This window comes from Actinoallomurus sp. NPDC052274, assembly GCF_040679475.1.
GTDB lineage: Bacteria > Actinomycetota > Actinomycetes > Streptosporangiales > Streptosporangiaceae > Actinoallomurus > Actinoallomurus liliacearum.
This window is the reverse complement of the sequence record NZ_JBFAUT010000010.1, coordinates 93,157-114,445: the sequence shown is the minus strand read 5'-3', so window position 1 is coordinate 114,445 and position 21,289 is coordinate 93,157. Positions and strand designations below refer to the sequence as shown.

The window sequence follows — 21,289 nt, the reverse complement described above, 5'->3', positions numbered from 1 at the left end:
GCAAATACCGATCCCGCCCGTGCGGCTTCTCGGATCTAAGGGTTGCGGGCCGGGTCGTTCTCCGGTGGGCGGAGGCGGTCGCGCAGCTCGGTCTTGCGTACCTTGCCCAGCTCGTTGCGGGGCAGCGCGGCCACGCACTCGAGGCGGGTCGGGAGGTACCACTCCGTCATGCCCGTGCCGAGAAGGTGCGCTCGCAGGTCGTCGAGGGTGGGGGCGGGACCGGTGGGGACCACGAACGCGCACACGGTCTCCTCGCCGCCGGGGTTCTGCCGGCCGACGATGGCGACCTCGGCGACGGCGGGGTGGCGCAGCAGCTCGTCCTCGACCTCCAGGATCGGGATCAGGAGGGGGCTGCCGATCCGGTCGGCGTCCCGGGAGAGGTAGCGCAGACCGCCGCTGCCGTCCTCGCCGACCAGGTCGCCGGTGTCGTACCAGCCGTCCGTGGCCTCCGGGTCCCACGTCGGCCGCCGGTCGTGCAGCCGGAAGGTGCCCGCGCACACCGAGGGACCGCGTACGTAGAGCCGGAACGCCCGGTCCTCGGCGGTCGGCTCGTCGGCGACCAGGCGGATCTCGCAGCCGGGAACGGGGCGGCCGATGCTGTGGCCCGTCCAGTCGGGCGGGTCGTCGACGGCGGTCGCGGTGATGCCGCCCGTCTCCGTCATGCCGAAGCCGTTGACGAGGCCCGGGGACAGCCACCGGTGGACCGGGGCGACGAGCGAGACGGGGAGCGGGGCCCCGGTGCTGATGATCAATTGCAGGCAGGGCAGGGGGCGGTGGTGCCGCCGCTGGGCCTCGACGAGCCTGGCCAGCATCATGGGCGCGCCGAGGAAATGGGTGACGCGGTGCCGGGCGAGCAGGTCCAGCCAGACGTCCGGGTCCCGGGTGTCGGCGAACACGGAGCCGCAGCCCGTGACCAGGGGCATCAGGACGTTCGTCCGCATCCCCACGGAGTGGGTCAGGTTCGCCGGCGTGGCCGTCCGCGGTTCCGGGATGTCGCATACGGCGCGGTGCCTCGGTCGGGTGCAGGCGTACTGCGTGTTGGCGGTGTGGAGCACGCCCTTCACCTCGCCCGTCGTCCCGGAGGTGAACAGCACCAGGGACACCTCGTCCGGGTCCCGGGCGACGTGCGCCCGGGGACGGGGGTCGGATCCGAGGAGGTCGGCGAAGGCCAGCGCGCCGGTCGCCGCCGCGTCGCCGAGCACCACGCGGTGGCGCAGCCTCGGCAGGCGGGTGTCCAGGTCGGCGAGGAGACGGGCGGGGCGCGCGGTCTCCCACCGGTCGACGACCACGCAGGCGTTCGCCTCGGTCCCGGCCAGGACGCGCTCCACCTCACGCGCGCCCAGGGTCGCCATCATCGGCACGGCGATCAGTCCCGCGTCCAGGCACGCGAGGCCTAGCGCGGCCGCCTCCCACCAGTTCGGGAGCTGGTAGGCGACCACGTCACCGGGGCGCAGCCCGAGGTCGCGCAGCCCGGCGGACAGCCGGTCGACGTACGCCGCCAGTTCGCCGAAGGTCACGATGACCTCGCGTCCGAGGTCGCGGCGCCAGTTGACGAACACCGTACGGTCGGGCAGGTTCGCGGCCGCGGCCCGGAGATCGTCGACGAAGGACTCCCGGCGCCATCGGCCGCCCGCGTAGTACGGCTCGGCCCGCGAGCGAGACGGCTCCAGTGACGCGGCCAGGTCGCGCATGCCGTGGCCGGGGCGCGACCGCCCGTTCACCGGACCGCCGTGTGCTCGTCGGGACCGAGCGGACGCAGCGTGAGCAGCCGCCGGCGGCGCCGGGACGCCATCCGGCGGAACGCGGCCGTGTCGTTGAGGTGCGGGAACGGCTCATCGGGCCGGGGGACGCCGAGGAACTCGCACAGCGGCCCCCAGCCCTGGCCGACGTCGTACACCAGGAGCCGGTGATCGGGTATCACCGCCTGTACGTGGGCGTTGTGCCATGCGAAGACCCGAAGGGCGAAGTCGGGGTCGTCGAAGCGGGAGCCGAAGGTGCCCTCCCAGATCACCCGTTCACACATCCGGCGTCGGACGCGGAGCCCCGCGCAGACCCGGTCCTCCAGCCACATCGCGAGGCCGTGCCATCCCGGCTGCCGGTGGCTGGAACGGTAGATCGTGTCGCGGACGCTCGCGTACCAGCGGGCGGGGTCGCGCACGGTGAGGATGACCGGTGCCTGCCGGTAGACGTCCGCGAGTTCCTGCCAGAAGAAGCACGAGGGCCAGTCGACGGTCGCGCGGTAGCCCGCCAGGAGGTCGTCCCACGCGACCGGTTCGCCGCGGGCGGCCGCTTCCCACTCGTGGATGCGGTCGAGGTCTCCGCCGAGCGAGGACATGTGGTGACAGGGTCCGTGGCCCAGGCGTTCCAGAGCCGCTTTCAGCGAGTAAGTGCCGGTCCGTCCCAGTCCAGCCCCGATGACCTGCAGCATGTGTCACCCCCGTGCGGTGCGGTACGGCTCTTCTGTGTGAAATCTCCCTGTTTGAGATTGGTTGTCTTAATCGTCGAGACGTGTTCTAGAGTCGCCGACCATGAGGTCCCCCAACCCCTGGGCCTTGATCGGCCTGTTCCTCGCCGTGGCGGTGGCCGGATGCGTCGCCGTGTTCGCGCTGTCCGCGCGGCCGTGGGCGGTACTGGCGGTGCTCGCCGCCGGGGTCGCGGCCGGCACCATCAACACGATCGTCGGATCGGGATCGCTGATCACCTTCCCCACGCTGCTGGCCGTGGGGCTGCCGCCGATCACGGCGAACGTCTCGAACAACATCGGCCTGGTGCCCGGCGGCGCCAGCGGCGTGCTGGGGTACCGCGCCGAGCTGGCGGGCCAGCGCGGCCGGATCGCCCGGCTGGCCCCGGCCTCGGTGCTGGGCGCGCTGGTCGGCGGACTGCTCCTGCTCAACCTGCCCGAGCAGGCCTTCACCGCGGTGGTGGCCGTGCTGATCGGGCTGTCCTGCGTGCTGGTGCTGACCCAGCCCATGATCAGTCGCCGGCTCGCCTCCCGGCCCCGGCGGGCGCACGGCGGGCCCTGGCTCCTGCTCGGCGTGTTCGCGGGCGGCGTCTATGGCGGCTATTTCGGCGCGGCGCAGGGCGTCCTGCTGGTCGGCCTGCTCGGCATCTTCCTCGACGAGGATCTGCAGCGCGTCAACGCCGCCAAGAACCTGCTGACGATGCTCGTGAACGCCACGGCGGCGATCCTGTACATCTGCGTCGCGAAGGTCGACTGGTGGGCCGTGCTGCTCGTGGCGCTGGGCTCCATGGTCGGCGGTGTCCTCGGCGCCAGGGTGGGGCGCAGGCTGCCGCCCGCGATCCTGCGCGGAGTGATCGTATGTGTGGGCGTCGCGGCCATGATCAAGCTCGTCAGCGGCTGACGGGCGGTGGACCGCCGGCCGTCCCGGCCGGCTCATCGATCGGCCTGCCTGCGCCGGAGCAGGTGGTGCGGTCGGCGATGCCGGCGGATCTCCTCCGCGGGTTCCGCGCCGTCGACGGGGGTGGGCTCGGTGGCGGGCCGGATGCCGGTCGTGCGCCGGAGCAGGCCCCACAGGTGGTGATTGACCTCGGCGGCGCGCTCGAGGGTCAGCAGGTGTCCGGCGCCGGGGATCACCACGAGATCGGCGCCGGGGATCTGCGCGGCGAGGGCCTCGGCGTGCCGCATCGGCGTGATGAGGTCCCGGTCGCCGACCATGACCAGCACGGGCACGCGGCCGAGCGCGGGCAACGCGGTCCGCTTGTCGTACGCGATCAGCTCCGCGTAGAAGTCGGCGATCACTTCAATGGGGACGGACGCCATCAGCCGGGCGGTCACCTCGGCGACCTGCTTCGACACGTGGGCGCCGAAGAGGTACGAGCGGGTCAGCAGGAAGGACATCCCGCCGAGCGGTCGGCGCGCGGCGTCCACGAGCCTGGCCTGGTGACGGAGCGTGCTCAGCGTGACGGGGACCATCCGGTGCAGGACCCGCGCGGTGCGCTCGGGGAGTCCGATGGTGACGGAGGACAGGTCGCCCGAGGAGGTCGAGGCGAGGAGCACCCCGACGATCCGGTCGCCGAACAGCTCCGGATGCGCGTCGGCGAGCCCGAGGATCGCCATGCCGCCCATTGAGTGGCCGACCAGGACGATGGGGCCCCTCGGCGCGGTCTCCTTCAGCACCGCGTACAGGTCGCGGCCGAGCTGGTCGATCGTGGCGTTCGGCGGAGATCCCCACCCCGATCGGCCGTGGCCGCGCAGGTCCCAGAGCACGACGCGGACCCGGCCGGCCAGCGCGTCCCGCTGGAGGTGCCAGCTCGTGGAGTTCAGCAGGAATCCATGGCAGAACACGACGGTCGCCTTCGCCCCACGAGCCTCACGCACCTCGACGTGGAGCCGGACGCCGTCGTCGGCCGTCACCGTCAGGGTGCGCACATCACCGGGTACCGAAGGCCGGGTCTCCCGCGTCTCCTCGGAGGATCCGTTCATCCACCAGCTGTGCCTGCTCAGGACCTTGGTGATTTCCGCGAACGACATGGCCACCTCCGCCCGTTGCCGCTCCCAGTCTTTTACGGTGGCCCCTAACTCCAGTTTGAGTCATGGTGAAGGTATTTTCAAAGGCAGGGGCCCTGCCGAAGAACCTCACGACGGTCCCGGGCAGGCCACCGACAGCCGGCCGTCCTCCTCGACGACCTCCGTCCCGAACGCCGCGCAGGCGGTGATGAACCGATCCCGGATCCAGGCGTGGTCGGTGCCGGTGGCGAGGCGGGTACGGGCGTACTCCAGGGTGAGTGGGGACGCCCGCAGCCCGGTGATCGCGGATCCGGTGATGGCGACGAGGAAGACCAGACCGAGGTCGTTGCGCAGGGCCGGGTCCACGGCGTAGTCGTCGACGAGGTCCCCGAGGTCGTACAGCACGCGACCCGACATGCCGTGGAAGACGTGTGCGGAGTGCCCGGCGACGAGGGTCGCCCCGGCGTCGACCAGCGCGCGGGCGGCGGCTCGTACGTAGCGCGGGGGCTCCGTGGTCATGTTGGGACCCCAGTGCGCCAGCACGAGCACGCGGGCGCCGTCGGCGGACAGTTCGCGGATCCGGCCGGTGAGCCAGTCCGGGACGTCATGGCGCAGGTCCGCGTACGCGACTCCGGGCCGGTTCTCGCGGGCGGCGAACTCGGCGGGATGGTCCGTGACGCCGAGGACCGCGACCCGCCCGTCCACGGTCTCGAACAGGGCCGGCTCCCGCGCCCGGCGCACGTCGGGACCCGCCCCGACGACCCGGATCCCCACCCGGGCCAGGTGACCGAGCGTGTCCGCCAGCGCCTCGGGGCCGTAGTCGAGCGCGTGGTTGTTGGCGAGCGTCACACAGTCGATCCCCAGATCGGCGAGGGTCTCCGCGGCCGCCGGTGGGGCGCGGAAGTGGAACGGTTTGCCGGGGGCGCGCCACGGCGCGCCGCGGGCGGAGACGCAGCACTCGAGGTTGACCAGGGACAGGTCGGCGGACCGGAAGATCTCCCGCACCTCGTCGGCGAACATGCCGTACGGGCCGCACGCCGCGATTCGTTCCGCGACCCCGCGTCCCAGCATCGTGTCGCCGCCCAGGGCGACCGTCATGGTCACACCGAACTCCCGCCTCCAGGATGGCCGGGGCGACCGCGCCCGGCCAAGGGACCAAGGTCCCCGCCGGGGTCGCCCGCCGAGGTCCCCGCGCGCGATCATCCGGCCGAGGTCGACGGTCGTCCACAGCCTGTGGATGGAGTCGTACTCTTGGACCCATGCCGGAGCTGCCCGAGGTCGAGTCCCTCGCCGCCTTCCTCCGCGAGCACGCCGTCGGGCGGGCGATCGCACGGATCGACGTGGCGGCCATCTCGTCACTGAAGACGTACGATCCGCCGATCACCGCGCTGAACGGTCTCACGATCACGGGCGTCGCCCGCTACGGCAAGTTCCTCGACCTCGACGTCGACGGGATCCACCTCCTCATCCACCTCTCCCGCGCCGGCTGGCTGCGGTGGAAGGACGCGCTGCCGCCCGCGCCGCCCCGGCCGGGCAAGGGCCCGCTCGCCGTGCGGGTCCACCTCGACGACGGCTCCGGGTTCGACCTCACCGAGGCGGGCACCCAGAAACGGCTCGCGGTGTACGTCGTGCGCGACCCCGCAGAGGTGCCGGGCGTCCGGTCCCTCGGCCCCGACCCGCTCGGCGCGGACTTCACGGTGGAGACGCTGAGGGGGATCCTCGACGGTCGGCGCACCCAGATCAAGGGGCTGCTGCGCGACCAGAGCGTGATCGCCGGAATCGGCAACGCCTACTCCGACGAGGTCCTGCACGTGGCGCGGATGTCGCCGTTCAAGCTGGCCGCGAGCTTCACCGACGAGGACGTCACGACGCTGTACGACGCGATCGTCCGCACGCTCGGCGAGGCGGTCGAACGCTCCCGGGGCGTGGCGGCCAAGGACCTCAAGGGAGAGAAGAAAGAGGGTCTGCGGGTGCACGGCCGGGCCGGACAGAAGTGCCCGGTCTGCGGCGACACGATCAAGGAAGTGTCGTTCGCCGACTCCGCCCTGCAGTACTGCCCGACGTGCCAGACCGGCGGCAAGCCCCTGGCGGACCGCCGGATGTCCCGCCTGCTCAAGTGAGCGCGCGCCCGGTAAGGGCCATCCGCACCCGGCGGATAGGACTCCGCCCACGGCGCGGCCGCCTGGTCCGCGCTCGGTAAGGGCGTCACCCGGCTCGGCCCACGGCACGGTGACGTGAGCGTCCGGTCCGCGCTCGCCCGTACGGGCGGTGGTCCCGTGCCGCTCAGCGCGCGGTCGGCACCGGGCCGAACAGGGAGACGAGGTTGCCCCACCGTTTGATCTCGCAGCCGTTCTTCCGGTTGAACGTCGCGTCGACCTTCTTGCCGTTCCAGGTGCCGGTGACCGTGGCGGTCTGCGGGCCGCCGAAGATCTGGGTGCACATCTGGCCCTTCGGCGTCGGCGCGAACGGGTCCTCCCCCTTCGCGGCCGCCGCGGCCAGCGCCGCGCACGCATGGTCGGCCCTGGGCAGGGTCCCGCCCACGGGATCGCAGGTGAGCGTCCAGGTCTTCGGCGCCGACGTCTCCGACGCGCGTACGGTCACGGTCAGCCGGGTCCCGGCCGCCGACCCGGTCGGTGCGGGCGTCGTCGGGGAGGCCGTCGGCGCCGGGGTGCCGGGCGCCGCCGACGCGGTGGGGGTCTCGGAGCCCTTGCTCGGCGCGGCCGTCGCGGAACCGTCCCCGTTCTTGCAACCGCCCAGCGCGAGGGCGGCGACGACGATGCCGGGGATGGCGAGGGTCGCTGGTCGCAGTCTGGATGGAGATTGCCTCATGACGATTCGACTCCGGGCGATGGCTCGTGGTTCCTTTGACATGTGAACTCTTTCAGGGAACAGATTCCCGCCGTGGAGGTCGCCAAGGTTCCGGACGACGCGTTCCTGCTGGACGTGCGCGAACTGGACGAGTGGAAGGCCGGCCACGCGCCCCGTGCGGTGCACATCCCGCTGAGCCAGCTCGGCGCCCGCGCCTCCGAGGTGCCCACCGGTGAGGACGTCTTCGTCATCTGCCGGTCGGGGGCACGCTCGGCGTCGGTGGTCGCGGCGTTCAACAACGCCGGCTGGAAGACCGCGAACGTCCAGGGCGGCATGCACGCCTGGGAGGCGGCGGGCCGTCCGATGGTCAGCGAATCGGGCGGGGAGCCATACGTCGCCTGACGAGGTACATTTACGGCGGAAAAGTTAAGACCCGCGGGAGCTCGGACCAAGACCGGGCTGAGAGGGCGGCTTCACAGGTGCCGCCGACCGCTCGAACCTGACCGGGTAATGCCGGCGTAGGGAGTGTGCCTTGAGCGCCGCCGTCGAAGAGCGTTCCCCTGACAACGAGGCCCCGTACACCCTCGACCAACCCGCACCGAAGGTCCTCAGCTTCTGGGATCAGAGCGCGTTCTGGGCGAACCTGGGCGTGAGCCTTCTCGCCTTCTCCGGGGCGTACACGGTGCTCGCCCCGGACGCCCAGGGCACGCCCCGGCTCCCCATCGTCGCCGGGATCCTCGCCATGGTCGTCGGCACCGCGATCGGCGGGATCATGCTCGGGCTGGCCGCCGTGCCCGGCACCCGCGCCGGAGTTCCCGCGATGATGCTGCTGCGCGGCCTGTTCGGCACCCGCCTGTCGTACGTCCCCACCGTGCTGAACATCCTGCAGATGGTCGGCTGGGGGACGTTCGAGCTGGTCACGATCGCGGGCGCGGCCAAGGAACTCGCCGGCGGCGGCCCGCGCTGGGCGTACGTGGTCGTGGCGGGCGTGATCACGACCGTGCTGACGCTCTGGCCCCTCGGCTCCGTGCGGGTGCTGCGCCGGTACGTCACCGTCGCGGTCGTCCTCGCCCTCGGCTACTTCTACGTCCAGCTCGCCCGGCAGCCGCTGCCGAACCTCACCCACGGCTCGTGGAGTCACTTCTGGATCGGCGCGGACGCCGCGCTGGCCGTCTCCATCTCCTGGGTGCCGATGGCGGCCGACTACACGCGGCACTCGCGCTCGGAGCGGGCGGCGTTCGGCGCCGCGAGCGTGGCGTACGGCCTGACGCAGGTCGTCGCGTACGTCCTCGGGCTGCTGGCGCTCGCGCTCGTCGCCGGCGACTCTTCCAAGGTGTTCGGCCCGTTCCAGCACGTGGCCCTCGGCACGCTGTTCTTCGCGGTCTTCGTCCTGCGCGAGGTCGACCAGTCGTTCGCGAACGTCTACTCGACCGCGGTCTCGATCCAGAACCTCGTGACCCGCGCGGACCGACGAGTGCTCACCGTGGTGCTGGGCGTCCTGACGACGGTGCTCGCGCTCGTGCTGAACATGGACAACTACTCCGGCTTCCTGACGCTGATCGGGTCGGTGTTCGTGCCCATGCTCGGCGTGCTGGCCGTGGACTTCTTCTGCTTCACCGGGCGGCGCGGCTGGGACGTCTCCGACCGCGCCCCCGCCCGCTGGGGGATGATCGTCGCCTGGGCGGCGGGCGTCGCGGCGTACCAGCTCATCAACCCCGGCCAGGTCGGCTGGTGGTCCCGGCTGTGGACGCACGCGCAGAGCGCGCTGCACTTCACCCCGGCGGACTGGATGAGCGCCTCCCTCCTGTCCTTCGCCGTCGCCGCGGCCGTCACCGCCCTGATCGGCGCCCTTCACCGCCGCCGGCCGACCGCCGATCCTGACACCGCGCGCGCCTGAGTGCCCGCGCGGGCGCCCGCGCTTTTTCCGGAGCCGGGCGCCCGGGCGAGATCAGCCGGTGGCGGGGATGGGCTTGTCGAGCATCGTGCAGATGGCCGCGGTGACCAGATCGTCCTCGGCCGTTCCCGCCGCGGTGTCGAGCTTGAGACCGAAGTGGGTCGTGCTCAGTACCGAGACGGTGCGCCGTCCCGACGAGTCGGTGTAGTTGTCGCTGCGGTATCCGGGGAGTGCGCCGTCGTGCCCCCACACGGTGCCGCACGGGGTGTGGACCTCCTCCAGGCCCAGCCCGTAGAAGCGGTTCCGTCCGTTCTCCTCGTCCTCCTGGGTGGTGACTCGCATCTGGGCGAGCAGCGGCTTGGGGAAGAGCCGGCCGGACATCAGAGCCTTGTCGAAGCGGGCCCAGTCACTCGTGGTGGAGACGATGGAACCGGCCGCCCCGTCCCACGACTGGTCGATCCCGGTGACGTCGACCCGCTCGCCGCGGGCCGGTCCGACGAAACCGAAACCCGCCGGCGTACCGGGCGGCAGGATGGGCGCGAGGTGCGCCGCGTCGGGCTCGTACCCGTGGGCGAACCGGCGGTCGGCGGGGTCCGGCGCATCGGTGGACAGATAGGTGTGCCGAAGCCCCAGCGGCCCGGCGATACGGTGCTGGATCAGATCCGCCACGCTGTGTCCGGTGACCTTCTCCACCAGCAGGCCGAGCGCGATGTAGTTGGTGTTGCTGTAGGTCCAGCCCTGACCGGGCGGGAACTCCACCGGCAGCCTCGTGCCCACGGCGAGCAACTGCGCGGCCGTGGGCCGCTCCGTCTGCCGACCGGTCATCAGCGCCAGCGCCTCGGGTTCGTACGCGTAGTCGGCCAGGCCACTGGTGTGGTTCAGCAGCATCCGCACGGTGATGTTCCGGCCGTTCGGAACGGCTCCGGGAAGCCGATTCTGGATGGGATCGTCCAGCGCGACGCGGTGTTCGGCGACGAGTTGCAAGACCAGAGTCGCGATGATCGTCTTGGTGTTCGAGCCCATCCGGAACTCGTCGTTCTCGGCCAGTGCGTGATCAGGGATGCTCCACGGTGCCTGCCGGACGACGTTCACGACCGGGCCGTGCCCGTCGTCCACCCGGACGATGACCCCGGGAACACCGGCCGTCGTGGCCTTGTCGGCGCTCTCGATCAACTGCCGGGCCAGCGACGCCTGCGCGGTGTCTCTTCCGCCTCTGTGCACCTGCGCCGACGCCGGACCGGCCGCCACGAGACCGACACCGAGTGCCAGCCCCAGCACCGCCACCATCCGCCGGGAGCCCGTCGAGCCGAGCCCCTTGATCTTCCGTCGTGCCACGCCGGTTCTCCTTCGAGTGCGGTCGTCCATGTCGAAGACGCTAGAAGCCACCGTGATGCGCTTCGATAGGGTGAGGCCCCCGTCGATGGTGGCGCCAGCACCACCCCGGCGCGCGCAGGGCACACCACGCCTCCGCGGCGGCTGTGGACCATCGAGAGCGTCCATGTCGCGCCCGCGAGCGGGAGCGGCCGCCGGCCTTCTGCGCAGCGATCAGCAGTCAAGAGTGCCGAACAGCCGGGCGCGGCGGCCGTATGGCGGTCATCATGGAGGTACGGAGCGCGGGGAGGCGATCACCATGGCGCAGTGTGAGCACGACTGGGTGCAGACGGCCCCCAACCAGAAACGATGCCGTAAGTGCGGATTGGTGCTGACCTTCGCGTAGGTGTCCCGCGCGAGTGGCACTATGGGCCCCGTGGGCGCCTCGGATGCGATGATGCGCGCGGCGGTGGCCTCTTCCGCCGACGCGATGATCGCGGTGGACGCCGACCTGACCGTCCGGCTGTGGAACCCGGCCGCCGAGCGGGTGTTCGGCTGGGCCGCGGCCGACGTCCTGGGTCGACCGCTGCGCACCATCCCCGATGAGCACACCGCGGAGCACCGCGCCGTCCTCGAACGCGTCCGCGAGGGCGGCCACATCTCGTTCCTCACCAGGCGGGTGCACCGCGACGGCCGGCTGCTCGACGTCCGGGCGGTCGTCAGCGCCATGCGCGACGACGACGGCGGGTTCCTCGGCTGGGTCGGCCTCTACCGCTCGGTGCGGGAGGACGAGGCCGTCCAGCGCCAGACCGCCGAGCGCATCCGGCTCGTCCGGCGACTCAACGACGTGGTCGCCGACCTCAACACCGAGCCGGCGCTGTCGGCGGTGCTGGACCGGGTGACCTCGGGCCTCATCGAGCTGACCGGCGCGGACGCCGCCGGCTTCGTCGTCATCGAGCAGCAGACCAACACGCTGAAGCTCGTCAGCATGACCGGGCTGCCGCGCAACCTGCGCGACTCGACCGCCGACCTGCGCGCCAGCCTCGTCGGCGAGCTGCTCCGCTCCGGGCGCACGGTCATGCTGGCCACCTCCGACACGCGCGCCCTCGGCGACCTGATCTGGTCCGAGCTGGAGGGCCTGCACACGATCGCCGTCGGCATCTCCAACGTCCGGGGCAGCCCGTACGGCGCGCTGTACGCCCTGTTCTCCGGGCGGCGGGCGGGCCACATCGAGCTGGAGCTGCTCGAGCTGTTCGCCGGGCACGCGGGCGTGGTGATCGGCAACGCCCTGCACTACGACGAGGCGGTCCGGCAGCGCCGGCACGAGCAGGCGGTGATCGAGGCCAGCGCGGACGGCATCGCGGTGCTGGACCGCGACGGCGTCGTCAAGCGGTGGAACCCCGCGGCGGAGCGGATCACCGGCCTGGCCGCCGAGGACGTCATCGGCCGGCCGCTGCCGTTCCCGCTGCCCGATCTGGACGGCGAGCCGACCATCCAGCTGGAGTCCGGCATCTGGCTCAACGTCCTGCACACCGAGATCGAGAGCCACGCCGAGGTGGTCGTGGACTTCCGCGACGTCACCGAGGCCAAGTCGCTCGAGGCGGCCAAGGACCTCTTCCTGTCCATGACCAGCCATGAGCTGCGGACGCCGATCACGGTCGTGCGGGGGTTCGCCAAGACGCTGGTCGACCGCTGGGAGAAGCTCGACGAGGCGGACCGGCGGCGGGCGGTCGCGACGATCGCCGACCGCGCCGACGCCCTCGGCCGCCTGGTCGACAACCTGCTGTACTCCCGTGCGGTCCCGAACGGGCTCACCGTCACGAGCGAGCCGTTCGACCTGGCCGGGCTGCTGCGCGGCGCGGCGTACGGCTTCCGTGGCGTGTCCGAGCGCCACACCGTGGAGCTGGAGGTCGCCGCCGACCTGCCGCCGGCCCTGGGCGACTCGATGGCCACGGACATCATCGTCGGCCAGCTCCTGGAGAACGCCGTCAAGTACTCCCCGGACGGCGGCGTCATCACCGTACGCGCCGGCGTCGAGGGCGACGTGATCGCGGTGACGGTGGAGGACGACGGGATCGGGATCAGGGCGAACGACCGCGAACGGGTCTTCGAGCGCTTCGTGCAGGGGGAGGCGGGGGACCGCCGCCGGTTCGGGGGGCTCGGACTCGGCCTCTACATCGTGCGCCGGCTCGCTCGCGCCCAGCAGGGCGATGTGTCCGCGCATCCGCGCGCGGACGGGCTCGAGGGCACCAGCATGCGCTTCACCCTCCCCTGCGATCGTGACAATGCGTAACCGGTCATACTTGGGCATACCGCTCAGCGGGGTGATACCTTCGCCGCGTGTCCGAGGTCACAGTTACACGTGGTGTTGGTAACAGATTCCTGTGGCGCGGTTTCCGCGTTTTTTAAGTGGGCATTTCGGTCGTTACCGGGGTGACCAAGTTACGGGGAGTATCCGGGACCCAACGGCCCGGGGAGGTGAGGGTGTCGAGCGTCGTGTTCCTGCCACATGCGCCGTCCAGCGTCTCGGACGTGCGAAAGCGCCTGTGTTCCGAACTCCGCGCGGCCGGTGTGTACGAGGAGGTCGCGGATGACGCAGCCGTCATCATCAGCGAGTTGATCAGCAACGCGCTGCGGCACGCACGTCCTCTGCCGTCCGGTGACATCCGCGTGTCCTGGGCTCACGAAGGAGACCTCATCCAACTGGCCGTCAGCGACGGTGGCTCGATGACCGAGCCGCGTCGCACCCGCGCCGCCCTCTCCTCGCTCGGCGGCCGCGGTCTCAGCATCGTCGAGGCGCTCTCGGACGGGTGGGGGGTCTCCCACGAGGCCGACACCACCACCGTCTGGGCCGAGCTCCGTGCCGTCCAGCCGTCCGACAACGGCCATGCCGTCCCCCTGATGCAGCCGCTGCGGATCGCCTTCGACCAGTCCGCCTGAGCCCGCCATCCGTCAGGAGGCGAGGTCCGGCTACACCGGGTCGCGGAGGATGGGGCAGGACATGCAGCGCGGGCCGCCGCGGCCGCTGCCCAGCTCGCTGCCCTGGATCCGGATGACCTCGATGCCCGCCGCCTCCAGGCGGGCGTTGGTCTCGACGTTGCGCTCGTACGCGACCGCCAGGCGCGGGCCGATGGCCAGGGTGTTGTTGCCGTCGTCCCACTGCTCGCGTTCGGCGGTCACCGGGTCGAGGCCGGTGTCGATGACCCGGAGCCGGTCGATGCGCATCGCGTCGGCGGCGGCCTCCAGGAACGGCCGCGCCCGCGAGACGCGCAGGTCGCCGTTGTCCTTGGTCACCGTGTAGGCGACGAGGGAGTAGGCGACGGCGGGGTACATCACGACCTTGTCGACGTCGACCATCGTGCAGATCGTGTCGAGGTGCATGGTCGCGCGTTCCTGCGCGATCGGCACGGCGAGGACCGTGTGCGCCAGGCCGGCGTCGAACGCGCGGCGCGCGATCCGCTCCACACCCGCCGGGGTCGTACGCTCGCCGGTGCCGATGGCCAGGACGCCGGGGGCCAGCAGGAGGACGTCGCCGCCCTCGATGTGCTCCAGGTCCGGGTCGTACAGGTGCCTCGTGCCCTCGAACCGCGGGTGGTGGCGGTAGATCACCCGGGTGAGGGCGGTCTCGCGGCGGCGCGCGTCCATCGCGAGGCTCGTGACGGCCACCTCGTCGCCGACCCACACGCTGGAGTCCCGGGTGAACAGGAGGTTCGGCAGCGGGTCGATGACGAAGTCGTGCCGGTCCATCAGCCGGTAGACCAGGCCGCGGCCGGTCTTCAGCTCCTCGTGGGCGAGGCCGGCGACGAGCACCTGGGTGAGGTCCTCGGTGGTCAGGTCGGCGAGGTGGCTCTCCAGGATGACGCGGAGTTGGTCGCCGAGCCGCTGGTCGCTCAGGACGTCGGCGATGGCCTCGCTGCGCGCGTCCTGGTACTCCAGCGTCTCCTGCAGCAGCTCGGTCAGGTAGAGGACCTCGACGTCGTGGTCGCGCAGCGCCTGGGCGAAGGCGTCGTGCTCCTGCTGAGCACGGCCGACCCAGGGGATGCCGTCGAAGAGTAGTTGATCATTGTTGCGCGGCGTGAGTCGCTTGAGCTCTGGGCCCGGCCGGTGGAGAAGGACCGTACGCAGACGACCGACCTCGCTGTCGACGCGATGCACATGAGTCACACGAGGAGCTTAACCCGGATATTCAGCCCCTGACCTCTTCAGATCGTCTTGAACAGACCAAAGACCCCACAATGGAACAGTTGCCACAACTGCGGCTGTCCGCGCCGGGTTGGGTACTAAGGTCACCGACAATGGCGAACCGGTCCTATCTGCTCGTCGGCGACTACGACGGGATCAACCCGGGGTGGCAGGGCGGCATCCCCGGCCTCGAGCATCAGGTGCTCGCCGAGGACGTCTTCTGTGTGCCGTTGCTGTGGCTGGCGATGTTCCGGCCGGCGGACCTGGTGACCGCGACGTTCCCAGCGGAGGACGAGGACGACGAAGAGGACGGGCCGATCGAGGCCACCGCGCCGCTCGCGCCGAAAGAACGCGCGCTCGCCCAGCTCGACGCCGCGATCCCGGCGCTGAACCGGGTCTTCGACGGCGCCGGGCCGCTGGAAGACCACGCCGCGCTGCTGCGGGAGGGCCTGGCGTCCATGCCGGGCCGATCCGTGACGATCGAGCTCTACGAGATCGCGGTGCTGAACGACGAGGAGCAGTTCTACCGGGACCTGCGTACCGCGCTGGGCAGCCTCGACCGGCCCGGCGACCTCGCAGCCGACCGGACCCGCCTGGCCGACCTGGCACAGCTGCGCGAGGGGCGGCCGTTCCCGCCCGCGCGGCTGGTCCTCGACGGCCTCGACGCGCCGGACGACGACCAGTGGAACCACACCAGACTGCTCGGAACGCGCTTCCTCCGCCCGGTCCCGTGGGAGACCGCCGCGGGAACGCCGGCCTGAGACGTACGGGACCGCCGGTCCCGCACGTCTCAGGTTCCGCCCGCTGCCGGGACGGCCTATCGGGGCGCCGCGTTCGTCCACTCGGCGGCGTCGACCTTGTCCGTGCCGCTCTTCGTCTTCTCCCCCTTGCCGGTGAAGCTGGAGCTCCGGATCCGCGAGGTGGCCGGGTCGATGACCATTCTCAGCGTGCCGTCGGAGTTGGTGATCTGCAGGCCCTGCCCGCCGTCGACACGACCGAGGTTCCGGACCTCGGGGAGGGAGGCCAGCGCGCGGAACGCCGCGGCGCGGACCGCCGGCGGAGCCGGAGTCATCTTGAGCAGCCCGGACAGCCCGCCGACGATGACATCGTCCACGGACACGGTGGCGCCGTGGCGTTGACCGACGGCCTTCATCAGCTCGCTGTGGTGGGTGATCCACTTCTTCAGTGCGGCCGGGTCGGCGGGCAGCCGCTGGATCTGCCGGTAGCTCAGGTGGGTGGTGCCCACGGTGAAACCGTCGTTCCAGGAGCCGTACTTGCCGCTGTTCTCCTTGACCGGGCTGTTGGGCGAGCCGGACCTGACCCAGGATCGGCCGTCGCGCCGGGTCCACGTCTCGATCACCGAGGTGCCCGTGCCGCCGCTGGAGGTCTTGGCGTTGTACTCGATCTTGACGTGCCAGTACGTGCCGGAGCCCGCGGGCGCGCGCTCCGCCGTGCTCGCCGCCGCCAGCAGTACCTGGCGGCCGGACAGCGACCCGGCCGAGTGACCGGGCGAGCTGTGGGCCTGGGAACCTCCTGAACTCACGGAACCCCCGCTGCCTCCGGTGGTGCCGATGACCACGGCGGCGGCGGTGGCCCCGGCCACGGCCGTCAGCGCCGCGCCGATGACGAGGGGGCGGTGCCCGCGCGTACGGCGCGGGGCCGGTCCGGCGGACTGAAGATCTTCGCGGATCTGTGCCATCACGAACTCCTGGACTTCTCGGTGACGGCCGCTCGGCAGATCCCGCTCCGCCGGGGGCGGAAGCAACCGGGCCAGTTCCTCGCGATCGTCGCGGCCGGGCTGAATCGGGGTGGCGTTCATCGGGTGTTCTCCTGAGCGGACCGGACCGCGATCTTGCGGTCACCTGCTTCCTGTCCATGGCGGGGCTGCGGTTCCCGATCTTTTTCGGGCGGTCGAAGCCTCCCGGCGTCGACGAGTCTGTGCAGCTTCTTGCGGGCCCTCGACAGGCGGGACCGCACCGTGCCGATCGGAATGCCCAGCGCCTCGGCCGCCTCGCCGTAGTCGAGGCCGGACCACACGCAGAGGGCCAGCACCTCTCGCTCGGGCTTACGCAGCGCGGCCAGCGCCGTACGGACGAGGGCGAGCCGTTCCCGGTCATCGATGCGGCCCGTGACCTCCTCGGCGAAGTCCGGCACCGAATCCGGGCGAGGAAGACGCGCCAGCGCGCCGTCGTACCGGCGGGCGGTGCGGCGTACGTTCCGCGCGACGTTGGTGGCGATGCCGAACAACCACGGGCGCAGTGACCCGTCCTCGCCCTCGACGTCGACCCGGTCGCGCAACCGCCATGCCTCCAGGAAGGTCAGGGAGACGATCTCCTCCGCCGTCGACCAGTCCCCCGTCAGGCGGAAGCCGTGGTTGTAGATCAAGCGGACGTGTTCGTCGAACAGTTGCCGGAACGCGTCCGGATCCCCGGACCGTACCCGGGCGCGCATACTGATCTCCACGGCACGGGACTGTCCGGCCGGCCCACCGAGTTCCGGTGACCTGGGTCACATCGACGGTCAGGGCAGGAAGATGGCGTACTCCGCGATCTCCGGCATGAGGTCCGGGTGCAGATCGGCCGTTGCCGCGAGCTCCTCCGCGGAGGAGAAGCCGCCGACGTGCTCGCGGACGGCCGCGATGTGCTCGGCGAGCTCCGGCGTCACCCCCGAGAACAGGGTCAGCGCCTGCGCGGGCACGTGGTTGACGTCGATCAGCCCGCCGTCGTCGTACTGTCGTGGCAGATCCGGGCGGCCGATCCGCAGCTCACGGGCGAGGACGACGTCGGCCGCGGCCTGGTCCCGGGCCTTGCGCCGGAGGTCGCGCCGCTGGTTGGCGGCGGCGACGGCCTGGGCGTTGACGTTGCCGGGCGGCGGCCCGGGAGGAACGGGCATCGGCGGCCCGAACGGGGCCACCGGACGGCCGTTGTAGAGCAGCACGCCGTACGGGTCGACCGTGATCGTGATGCGTTTCTCGTTGCCCGTGATGGCGAGGATGATCCAGACGGGCAGCCACAGCCCGCACAGGAAGATCGTGATGAGCAGGTGTACAACGTGGTTGACCTGGCCGCCGCTCGCCATCACCGCCTGGGTGTCGGACTGCGCCTGCACGCGCCAGCCCATGGCCGCCTGACGCATGATCGCGCTGTGCAGGATGGCACGGAGCTGGTCGGGAGGAAGCGTCGGCCGCATCGGCGGCGGTGCCCCGGGCGGTCCCGGCAGCGGGGGCGGTCCCGGCGGTGCCGACGGCGGAGGCGGCCCCGGTGGTGCCGGCGGCCACGACGCGGAGTCCGACGGCCCCGATGGGGGCTCGGGCGGACCCGGTGGCGGTCCTGGCGGGAACGCGTTCATCTCTCCCCCTGTACGCGGTTCGGTGTGCCCTACCGACGTCGACCGGTCCGGCGGGTCGCGCGGCGACTCCTCTGGGCTTCGTACGACCCCGTCCGTCGCCCCGTATCAACGAACGGACCGGCTCTCGTGCTCCCAGTACGGCCGGCGAAGATCGCGCTTGAGCACCTTGCCGGTCGGGTTGCGCGGAACGGCGTCCGTCCACTCCACCGAGGTCGGGCACTTGAAGTGGGCCAACCGGCCCCGGCAGTAGTCGATCAGCTCGCGTTCGCCGACCTCGCCCTCGCGGACGACGATCGCCTTCGGCGTCTCACCCCACTTGGCGTCCGGCACGCCGATGACGGCGCAGTCGGCCACGGCCGGATGGCTCATCAGGACGTTCTCCACCTCGGCGGGGTAGATGTTCTCCCCGCCCGAGATGATCATGTCCTTCACACGGTCGTGGATGTAGAGGTAACCGTCCTCGTCGAGGTAGCCGGCGTCACCGGTGCGCAGCCAGCCGCCGGGAAGCGTGGCGTCCCTGGTGGCCTGGTCGAGCGACCAGTACCCCGACATGTTCTGGGCGGACCGGCAGACGATCTCGCCGACCTGCCCGGGCGGCAGCGGCTCGGCGGTCGCCGGGTCGATGATCTTCAGCTCGGTTCCGGGGTTCGCGATCCCGGCGCTGCGCAGCCGGCCGCCCTCGGGAACGTGATCCGCCGGGGGCAGGTGCGTGATCGCCCCCGTCGTCTCCGTCAGGCCGTACACCTGCATGAACTCGCAGTCGGGCAGCATCCGCATCGCGCCGTGCAGCACCTCCTCGCTGATCGGCGAGGCGCCGTAGATCAGCAGGCGCAGGCTGGTCAGGTCGGCGTCGCGCACCTGCGGGATCTGCTGCATGAACAGCATGATCACCGGGACGAGGAAGATGTGGGTGACCCGGTGCGCCTCGATGCCCCGCGCGATCCCCACCGGGTCGGGCTCACCGGCGAGCACGCAGGGGATGCCGTCGTACACCGCGATGACCGCGAGGATGCACCCGGCGATGTGGTACATCGGCATCGCGACCATCAGCACGCTGTCGGAGCGGAGGTTCCACAGCGCCTCGGTCATCGGCACCGCGGTCAGGAAGTTCTCGTGGGTCAGCACGACCCCTTTCGGGCGGCCCGTGGTGCCCGAGGAGTACGGCTGGACGAAGACCTGACCGGGCTCGTCCACACGCTCGGCGTCCCGGTCGGTCCAGGCGTCGTAGTCCGTGTAGCGGTGACCGGTGCCGCCGCCGACGACGATCAGGTGCTCGGTGTGCTCGAGGCGGTCCGCGACGGCGTCCAGCACCGGAAGGAACTCCTGCCCCACGACGAGCACCGGCGCCTTCGCGTCGTCCACGATGTAGGCGACCTCGTCGGCGGCCAGCCGGTAGTTGATCGGGACCTGCACGGCGCCGATCCGTGCCGCGCCGAACAGCAGCTCGACGTAGGCGAGAGAGTTCTTGTCGAGCACGGCGACCCGGTCGCCCGGCCGTACTCCAGAGGCACGCAGGGCCGCCGCGACCTGGTCCACCCGGCGGTCGAACTCCGCGTACGTGACGCGGAGGCCGCCGTAGAGAAAGGCGGTCGCGTCCGGCTTCTCGGCCGCGCGGCTCCGCAGGATGCCCGTCAGGTCCATGCGCGAATCATCCGCGCCCTCCGTGCGGAGGCACAAGACCCGCTGTCAGCTCTTCGACAATTTGCTGATCACCGTGACGATGATGGCGCCGGCGACGGCCAGCAGGCCGAGCCAGATCAGGAACTTCAATGCGGCGACGAGCATTCCGAGGACCGTGAAGAACAGCCAGATCGCCAGCAGGATCCCGATGATGGTGAGAATCGTCCGCCCCATGGGAGTGAGCGTACGCGGTCAGGCCGTGGGCACGGGGCAGACCAGGCCGATCCCGGTCACGATCTCGTATCTCCCTCGGCCTCCCGCGTTCGTCCACCGCCGACCCCCGCCCTGTGGACAACCGGTGGACAACTCGTGGACAACGGCGGCGTGCGGCCGGACGGCGTACGCGTTCCGGCCCACGCGTTCCTGGTCAACGCGCTTGTCCCCCTGCTGTGCATCCTGTGGAAGACGGAACCCACACCCTGTGGATAACCGTGGTCCAGTCAGAAGCCGACGCCCTGTCCGGTGTCGGCCGTCCTCGGGGCGCCCGTGGACGGCCGGTTCCATCGGCGGCCGCGATTCCCGGGAATCGCGCTCGATCGGCACGCGACTGCTCGCGCGCGCAATTTTCGCGGACCGTTTTCTGGAAGGCTGACGGCGGCGGAACAATCGCCGACAGGAATCTGTCAGACTCCCGGAGTCCGGTCGACGGCGTCCTGAATGGCGCGGAAGGTCGGGCACGGCCAGCGCCACATGCAGGCCCGGCACCGGCACATCGGATTACCGATGTCGCTGGTGATCCCGCCGGCGTCGCGCGGCTGGTGCAGATCGATGAGGCGCAGGGTCATCTCGCAAAAGGCGATCACGTCGTCGCGGGCGGCGGCGAGAAAGACGATGTCCTCGCGGGCGAGCCGGGCCTTCACCGGCACGTATCCCTCACGGTTGACCAGGCGGGAGACGTACTGGGTCATGGAACGCCATGAACTGGACTTCTCGGATCTGGTGCGGATCGTCTCCAGACGTTCGCGGACACGGCGGTGTCCGAAATCGCCGGACAGGTGGGCGGTCATCGCGCGTCGTGTCACCATCCCAGCTTCTCGCATGGCGACGCGCCGGTGGACGGATTCGCGGACTTCGACGGCGATAATTGAGAAGATCTCCATGTCGCCGCGCCAGGGCCAGAATTGACGGACATTTCCCGCATAAGGTGCAGAAGTCGCGGGCCTGTTGGCAAAGTGCCGCCCATAGCCCGGCAATGTGCAGGACCTAATCCCGTTCGGCTCTGGTTCGCCCGCTCCGAGGGCGCTAGTGTGCGGCTCGTGGAGCTAAAGGTCTCGACCGCATCTCAGGGGGGACACGCCGTCGTATCCGTCTACGGCGAGGTCGATCTCTATACGGCACCCAGATTGCAAGCCGAGCTGGCCTCGCTCGTACGCGACGGAGCCGGCCGGGTCGTGGTGGATCTGAGCGGGGTCGAGTTCTGTGACTCGACCGGGATGAACGTCCTGCTCTCGGCCATGAAACGACTCCGTGAACACGGCGGCACACTGGAGCTGGCGTCACCGCGCCCGGCGGTGCGCCGCATCCTCCAGGTCACGGGTCTCGACACGGTCTTCTCCGTGCACGATGCCCTACCGGCCCTGGAAGGCACCTGACCGCCA

At 70.9% G+C, this 21,289-nt stretch carries 21 protein-coding genes and 1 riboswitch; of the genes, 8 read left to right on the top strand and 13 right to left on the bottom strand.

What is annotated here, in order from left to right; genetic code table 11:
* Positions 1–35: 35 nt before the first annotated feature.
* Positions 36–1,721, bottom strand: coding sequence for an AMP-binding protein (locus AB0K82_RS11850; RefSeq protein WP_364395596.1), 1,686 nt, complete (start codon positions 1,719–1,721; stop codon positions 36–38).
* Entirely contained in the window at positions 1,718–2,428 is a 711-nt protein-coding gene (locus tag AB0K82_RS11845; RefSeq protein WP_364395594.1) for a sulfotransferase family protein, read from the bottom strand. Before AB0K82_RS11845 ends, AB0K82_RS11850 begins: the two co-directional genes overlap by 4 nt.
* Before the next feature lie 100 nt (positions 2,429–2,528).
* On the opposite strand from AB0K82_RS11845, the gene AB0K82_RS11840 reads away from it, so the two are divergent.
* The gene (locus AB0K82_RS11840; protein WP_364395592.1) at positions 2,529–3,362 is read left to right on the top strand and encodes a sulfite exporter TauE/SafE family protein; all 834 of its coding nucleotides are present in this window, start codon (positions 2,529–2,531) and stop codon (positions 3,360–3,362) included.
* 32 nt (positions 3,363–3,394) lie between these two features.
* Here AB0K82_RS11840 and AB0K82_RS11835 read toward each other — a convergent pair whose 3' ends face one another.
* Positions 3,395–4,492 (bottom strand): alpha/beta fold hydrolase, encoded by a 1,098-nt coding sequence (locus AB0K82_RS11835; protein ID WP_364395590.1) that lies wholly within the window; start codon positions 4,490–4,492, stop codon positions 3,395–3,397.
* Between the two features lie 105 nt (positions 4,493–4,597).
* Positions 4,598–5,566 (bottom strand): CapA family protein, encoded by a 969-nt coding sequence (locus AB0K82_RS11830; RefSeq protein ID WP_364395737.1) that lies wholly within the window; start codon positions 5,564–5,566, stop codon positions 4,598–4,600.
* 161 nt (positions 5,567–5,727) lie between these two features.
* On the opposite strand from AB0K82_RS11830, the gene AB0K82_RS11825 reads away from it, so the two are divergent.
* Positions 5,728–6,588: a DNA-formamidopyrimidine glycosylase family protein gene (locus AB0K82_RS11825; RefSeq protein ID WP_364395588.1), complete on the top strand. Its 861-nt coding sequence runs from the start codon at positions 5,728–5,730 to the stop codon at positions 6,586–6,588.
* A 163-nt stretch (positions 6,589–6,751) separates the two neighbouring features.
* Here AB0K82_RS11825 and AB0K82_RS11820 read toward each other — a convergent pair whose 3' ends face one another.
* Positions 6,752–7,297: an SSI family serine proteinase inhibitor gene (locus AB0K82_RS11820; RefSeq protein WP_364395586.1), complete on the bottom strand. Its 546-nt coding sequence runs from the start codon at positions 7,295–7,297 to the stop codon at positions 6,752–6,754.
* A 63-nt stretch (positions 7,298–7,360) separates the two neighbouring features.
* On the opposite strand from AB0K82_RS11820, the gene AB0K82_RS11815 reads away from it, so the two are divergent.
* Both AB0K82_RS11815 and AB0K82_RS11810 read left to right on the top strand, forming a co-directional pair.
* Positions 7,361–7,678, top strand: a complete 318-nt coding sequence (locus AB0K82_RS11815) for a rhodanese-like domain-containing protein (RefSeq protein WP_364395735.1) — start codon at positions 7,361–7,363, stop codon at positions 7,676–7,678.
* Between the two features lie 23 nt (positions 7,679–7,701).
* A riboswitch (TPP riboswitch) is annotated at positions 7,702–7,818 on the top strand.
* Positions 7,809–9,173 carry a cytosine permease gene (locus tag AB0K82_RS11810; protein WP_364395584.1) on the top strand — a complete coding sequence of 455 codons (1,365 nt, stop codon included), beginning with the start codon at positions 7,809–7,811 and terminating at the stop codon, positions 9,171–9,173. (Overlaps the previous riboswitch by 10 nt.)
* A 51-nt stretch (positions 9,174–9,224) precedes the next feature.
* On the opposite strand, the gene AB0K82_RS11805 is transcribed toward AB0K82_RS11810, so the two are convergent.
* A complete protein-coding gene (locus AB0K82_RS11805; RefSeq protein WP_364395582.1) occupies positions 9,225–10,505 on the bottom strand; it encodes a serine hydrolase domain-containing protein in 1,281 nt (426 codons plus the stop codon).
* 403 nt (positions 10,506–10,908) lie between these two features.
* On the opposite strand from AB0K82_RS11805, the gene AB0K82_RS11800 reads away from it, so the two are divergent.
* Together AB0K82_RS11800 and AB0K82_RS11795 are read left to right on the top strand one after the other, a co-directional pair.
* Positions 10,909–12,774: a PAS domain S-box protein gene (locus AB0K82_RS11800; protein ID WP_364395733.1), complete on the top strand. Its 1,866-nt coding sequence runs from the start codon at positions 10,909–10,911 to the stop codon at positions 12,772–12,774.
* 140 nt (positions 12,775–12,914) lie between these two features.
* Complete coding sequence (locus tag AB0K82_RS11795) at positions 12,915–13,421, top strand: ATP-binding protein (protein ID WP_364395731.1); 507 nt, start codon at positions 12,915–12,917, stop codon at positions 13,419–13,421.
* 30 nt (positions 13,422–13,451) lie between these two features.
* On the opposite strand, the gene AB0K82_RS11790 is transcribed toward AB0K82_RS11795, so the two are convergent.
* Entirely contained in the window at positions 13,452–14,645 is a 1,194-nt protein-coding gene (locus tag AB0K82_RS11790) for an arginine deiminase (RefSeq protein WP_364395580.1), read from the bottom strand.
* A gap of 131 nt (positions 14,646–14,776) precedes the next feature.
* On the opposite strand from AB0K82_RS11790, the gene AB0K82_RS11785 reads away from it, so the two are divergent.
* Positions 14,777–15,424, top strand: coding sequence for a hypothetical protein (locus tag AB0K82_RS11785; RefSeq protein ID WP_364395578.1), 648 nt, complete (start codon positions 14,777–14,779; stop codon positions 15,422–15,424).
* Positions 15,425–15,480: 56 nt separating this feature from the next.
* Here the strand turns inward: AB0K82_RS11785 and AB0K82_RS11780 are convergent, their stop codons facing one another.
* The 6 genes from AB0K82_RS11780 to AB0K82_RS11755 form a co-directional block, all read right to left on the bottom strand.
* Positions 15,481–16,482 (bottom strand): CU044_5270 family protein, encoded by a 1,002-nt coding sequence (locus AB0K82_RS11780; protein ID WP_364395576.1) that lies wholly within the window; start codon positions 16,480–16,482, stop codon positions 15,481–15,483.
* Positions 16,479–17,126 carry an RNA polymerase sigma factor gene (locus tag AB0K82_RS11775; protein ID WP_364395574.1) on the bottom strand — a complete coding sequence of 216 codons (648 nt, stop codon included), beginning with the start codon at positions 17,124–17,126 and terminating at the stop codon, positions 16,479–16,481. The genes AB0K82_RS11780 and AB0K82_RS11775 overlap by 4 nt, the downstream gene beginning before the upstream one ends.
* Before the next feature lie 57 nt (positions 17,127–17,183).
* A complete protein-coding gene (locus AB0K82_RS11770; RefSeq protein WP_364395573.1) occupies positions 17,184–17,852 on the bottom strand; it encodes a helix-hairpin-helix domain-containing protein in 669 nt (222 codons plus the stop codon).
* 264 nt (positions 17,853–18,116) lie between these two features.
* Positions 18,117–19,652, bottom strand: a complete 1,536-nt coding sequence (locus AB0K82_RS11765) for a long-chain-fatty-acid--CoA ligase (protein ID WP_364395571.1) — start codon at positions 19,650–19,652, stop codon at positions 18,117–18,119.
* A gap of 45 nt (positions 19,653–19,697) precedes the next feature.
* Positions 19,698–19,865, bottom strand: a complete 168-nt coding sequence (locus AB0K82_RS11760; protein ID WP_345366530.1) for a hypothetical protein — start codon at positions 19,863–19,865, stop codon at positions 19,698–19,700.
* 449 nt (positions 19,866–20,314) lie between these two features.
* Positions 20,315–20,884, bottom strand: a complete 570-nt coding sequence (locus tag AB0K82_RS11755; protein WP_364395569.1) for a hypothetical protein — start codon at positions 20,882–20,884, stop codon at positions 20,315–20,317.
* A 63-nt stretch (positions 20,885–20,947) separates the two neighbouring features.
* Here AB0K82_RS11755 and AB0K82_RS11750 point away from each other — a divergent pair, with 63 nt between their 5' ends.
* On the top strand, positions 20,948–21,283 hold the full coding sequence (locus AB0K82_RS11750) for an STAS domain-containing protein (RefSeq protein ID WP_252785280.1): 336 nt from the start codon (positions 20,948–20,950) through the stop codon (positions 21,281–21,283).
* The last annotated feature ends 6 nt before the right edge of the window (positions 21,284–21,289 follow it).

What these genes read in the sequence shown, in the direction of transcription:
- AB0K82_RS11845 (WP_364395594.1), bottom strand. Translation starts at nt 2,428, where the DNA reads ATGCTGCAGGTCATCGGGGCTGGACTGGGACGGACCGGCACTTACTCG.
- AB0K82_RS11840 (WP_364395592.1), top strand. Translation starts at nt 2,529, where the DNA reads ATGAGGTCCCCCAACCCCTGGGCCTTGATCGGCCTGTTCCTCGCCGTG.
- AB0K82_RS11835 (WP_364395590.1), bottom strand. Translation starts at nt 4,492, where the DNA reads ATGTCGTTCGCGGAAATCACCAAGGTCCTGAGCAGGCACAGCTGGTGG.
- AB0K82_RS11830 (WP_364395737.1), bottom strand. Translation starts at nt 5,566, where the DNA reads ATGACGGTCGCCCTGGGCGGCGACACGATGCTGGGACGCGGGGTCGCG.
- AB0K82_RS11825 (WP_364395588.1), top strand. Translation starts at nt 5,728, where the DNA reads ATGCCGGAGCTGCCCGAGGTCGAGTCCCTCGCCGCCTTCCTCCGCGAG.
- AB0K82_RS11820 (WP_364395586.1), bottom strand. Translation starts at nt 7,297, where the DNA reads ATGAGGCAATCTCCATCCAGACTGCGACCAGCGACCCTCGCCATCCCC.
- AB0K82_RS11800 (WP_364395733.1), top strand. Translation starts at nt 10,909, where the DNA reads ATGGGCCCCGTGGGCGCCTCGGATGCGATGATGCGCGCGGCGGTGGCC.
- AB0K82_RS11785 (WP_364395578.1), top strand. Translation starts at nt 14,777, where the DNA reads ATGGCGAACCGGTCCTATCTGCTCGTCGGCGACTACGACGGGATCAAC.
- AB0K82_RS11780 (WP_364395576.1), bottom strand. Translation starts at nt 16,482, where the DNA reads ATGAACGCCACCCCGATTCAGCCCGGCCGCGACGATCGCGAGGAACTG.
- AB0K82_RS11770 (WP_364395573.1), bottom strand. Translation starts at nt 17,852, where the DNA reads ATGCGGCCGACGCTTCCTCCCGACCAGCTCCGTGCCATCCTGCACAGC.
- AB0K82_RS11765 (WP_364395571.1), bottom strand. Translation starts at nt 19,652, where the DNA reads ATGGACCTGACGGGCATCCTGCGGAGCCGCGCGGCCGAGAAGCCGGAC.
- AB0K82_RS11760 (WP_345366530.1), bottom strand. Translation starts at nt 19,865, where the DNA reads ATGGGGCGGACGATTCTCACCATCATCGGGATCCTGCTGGCGATCTGG.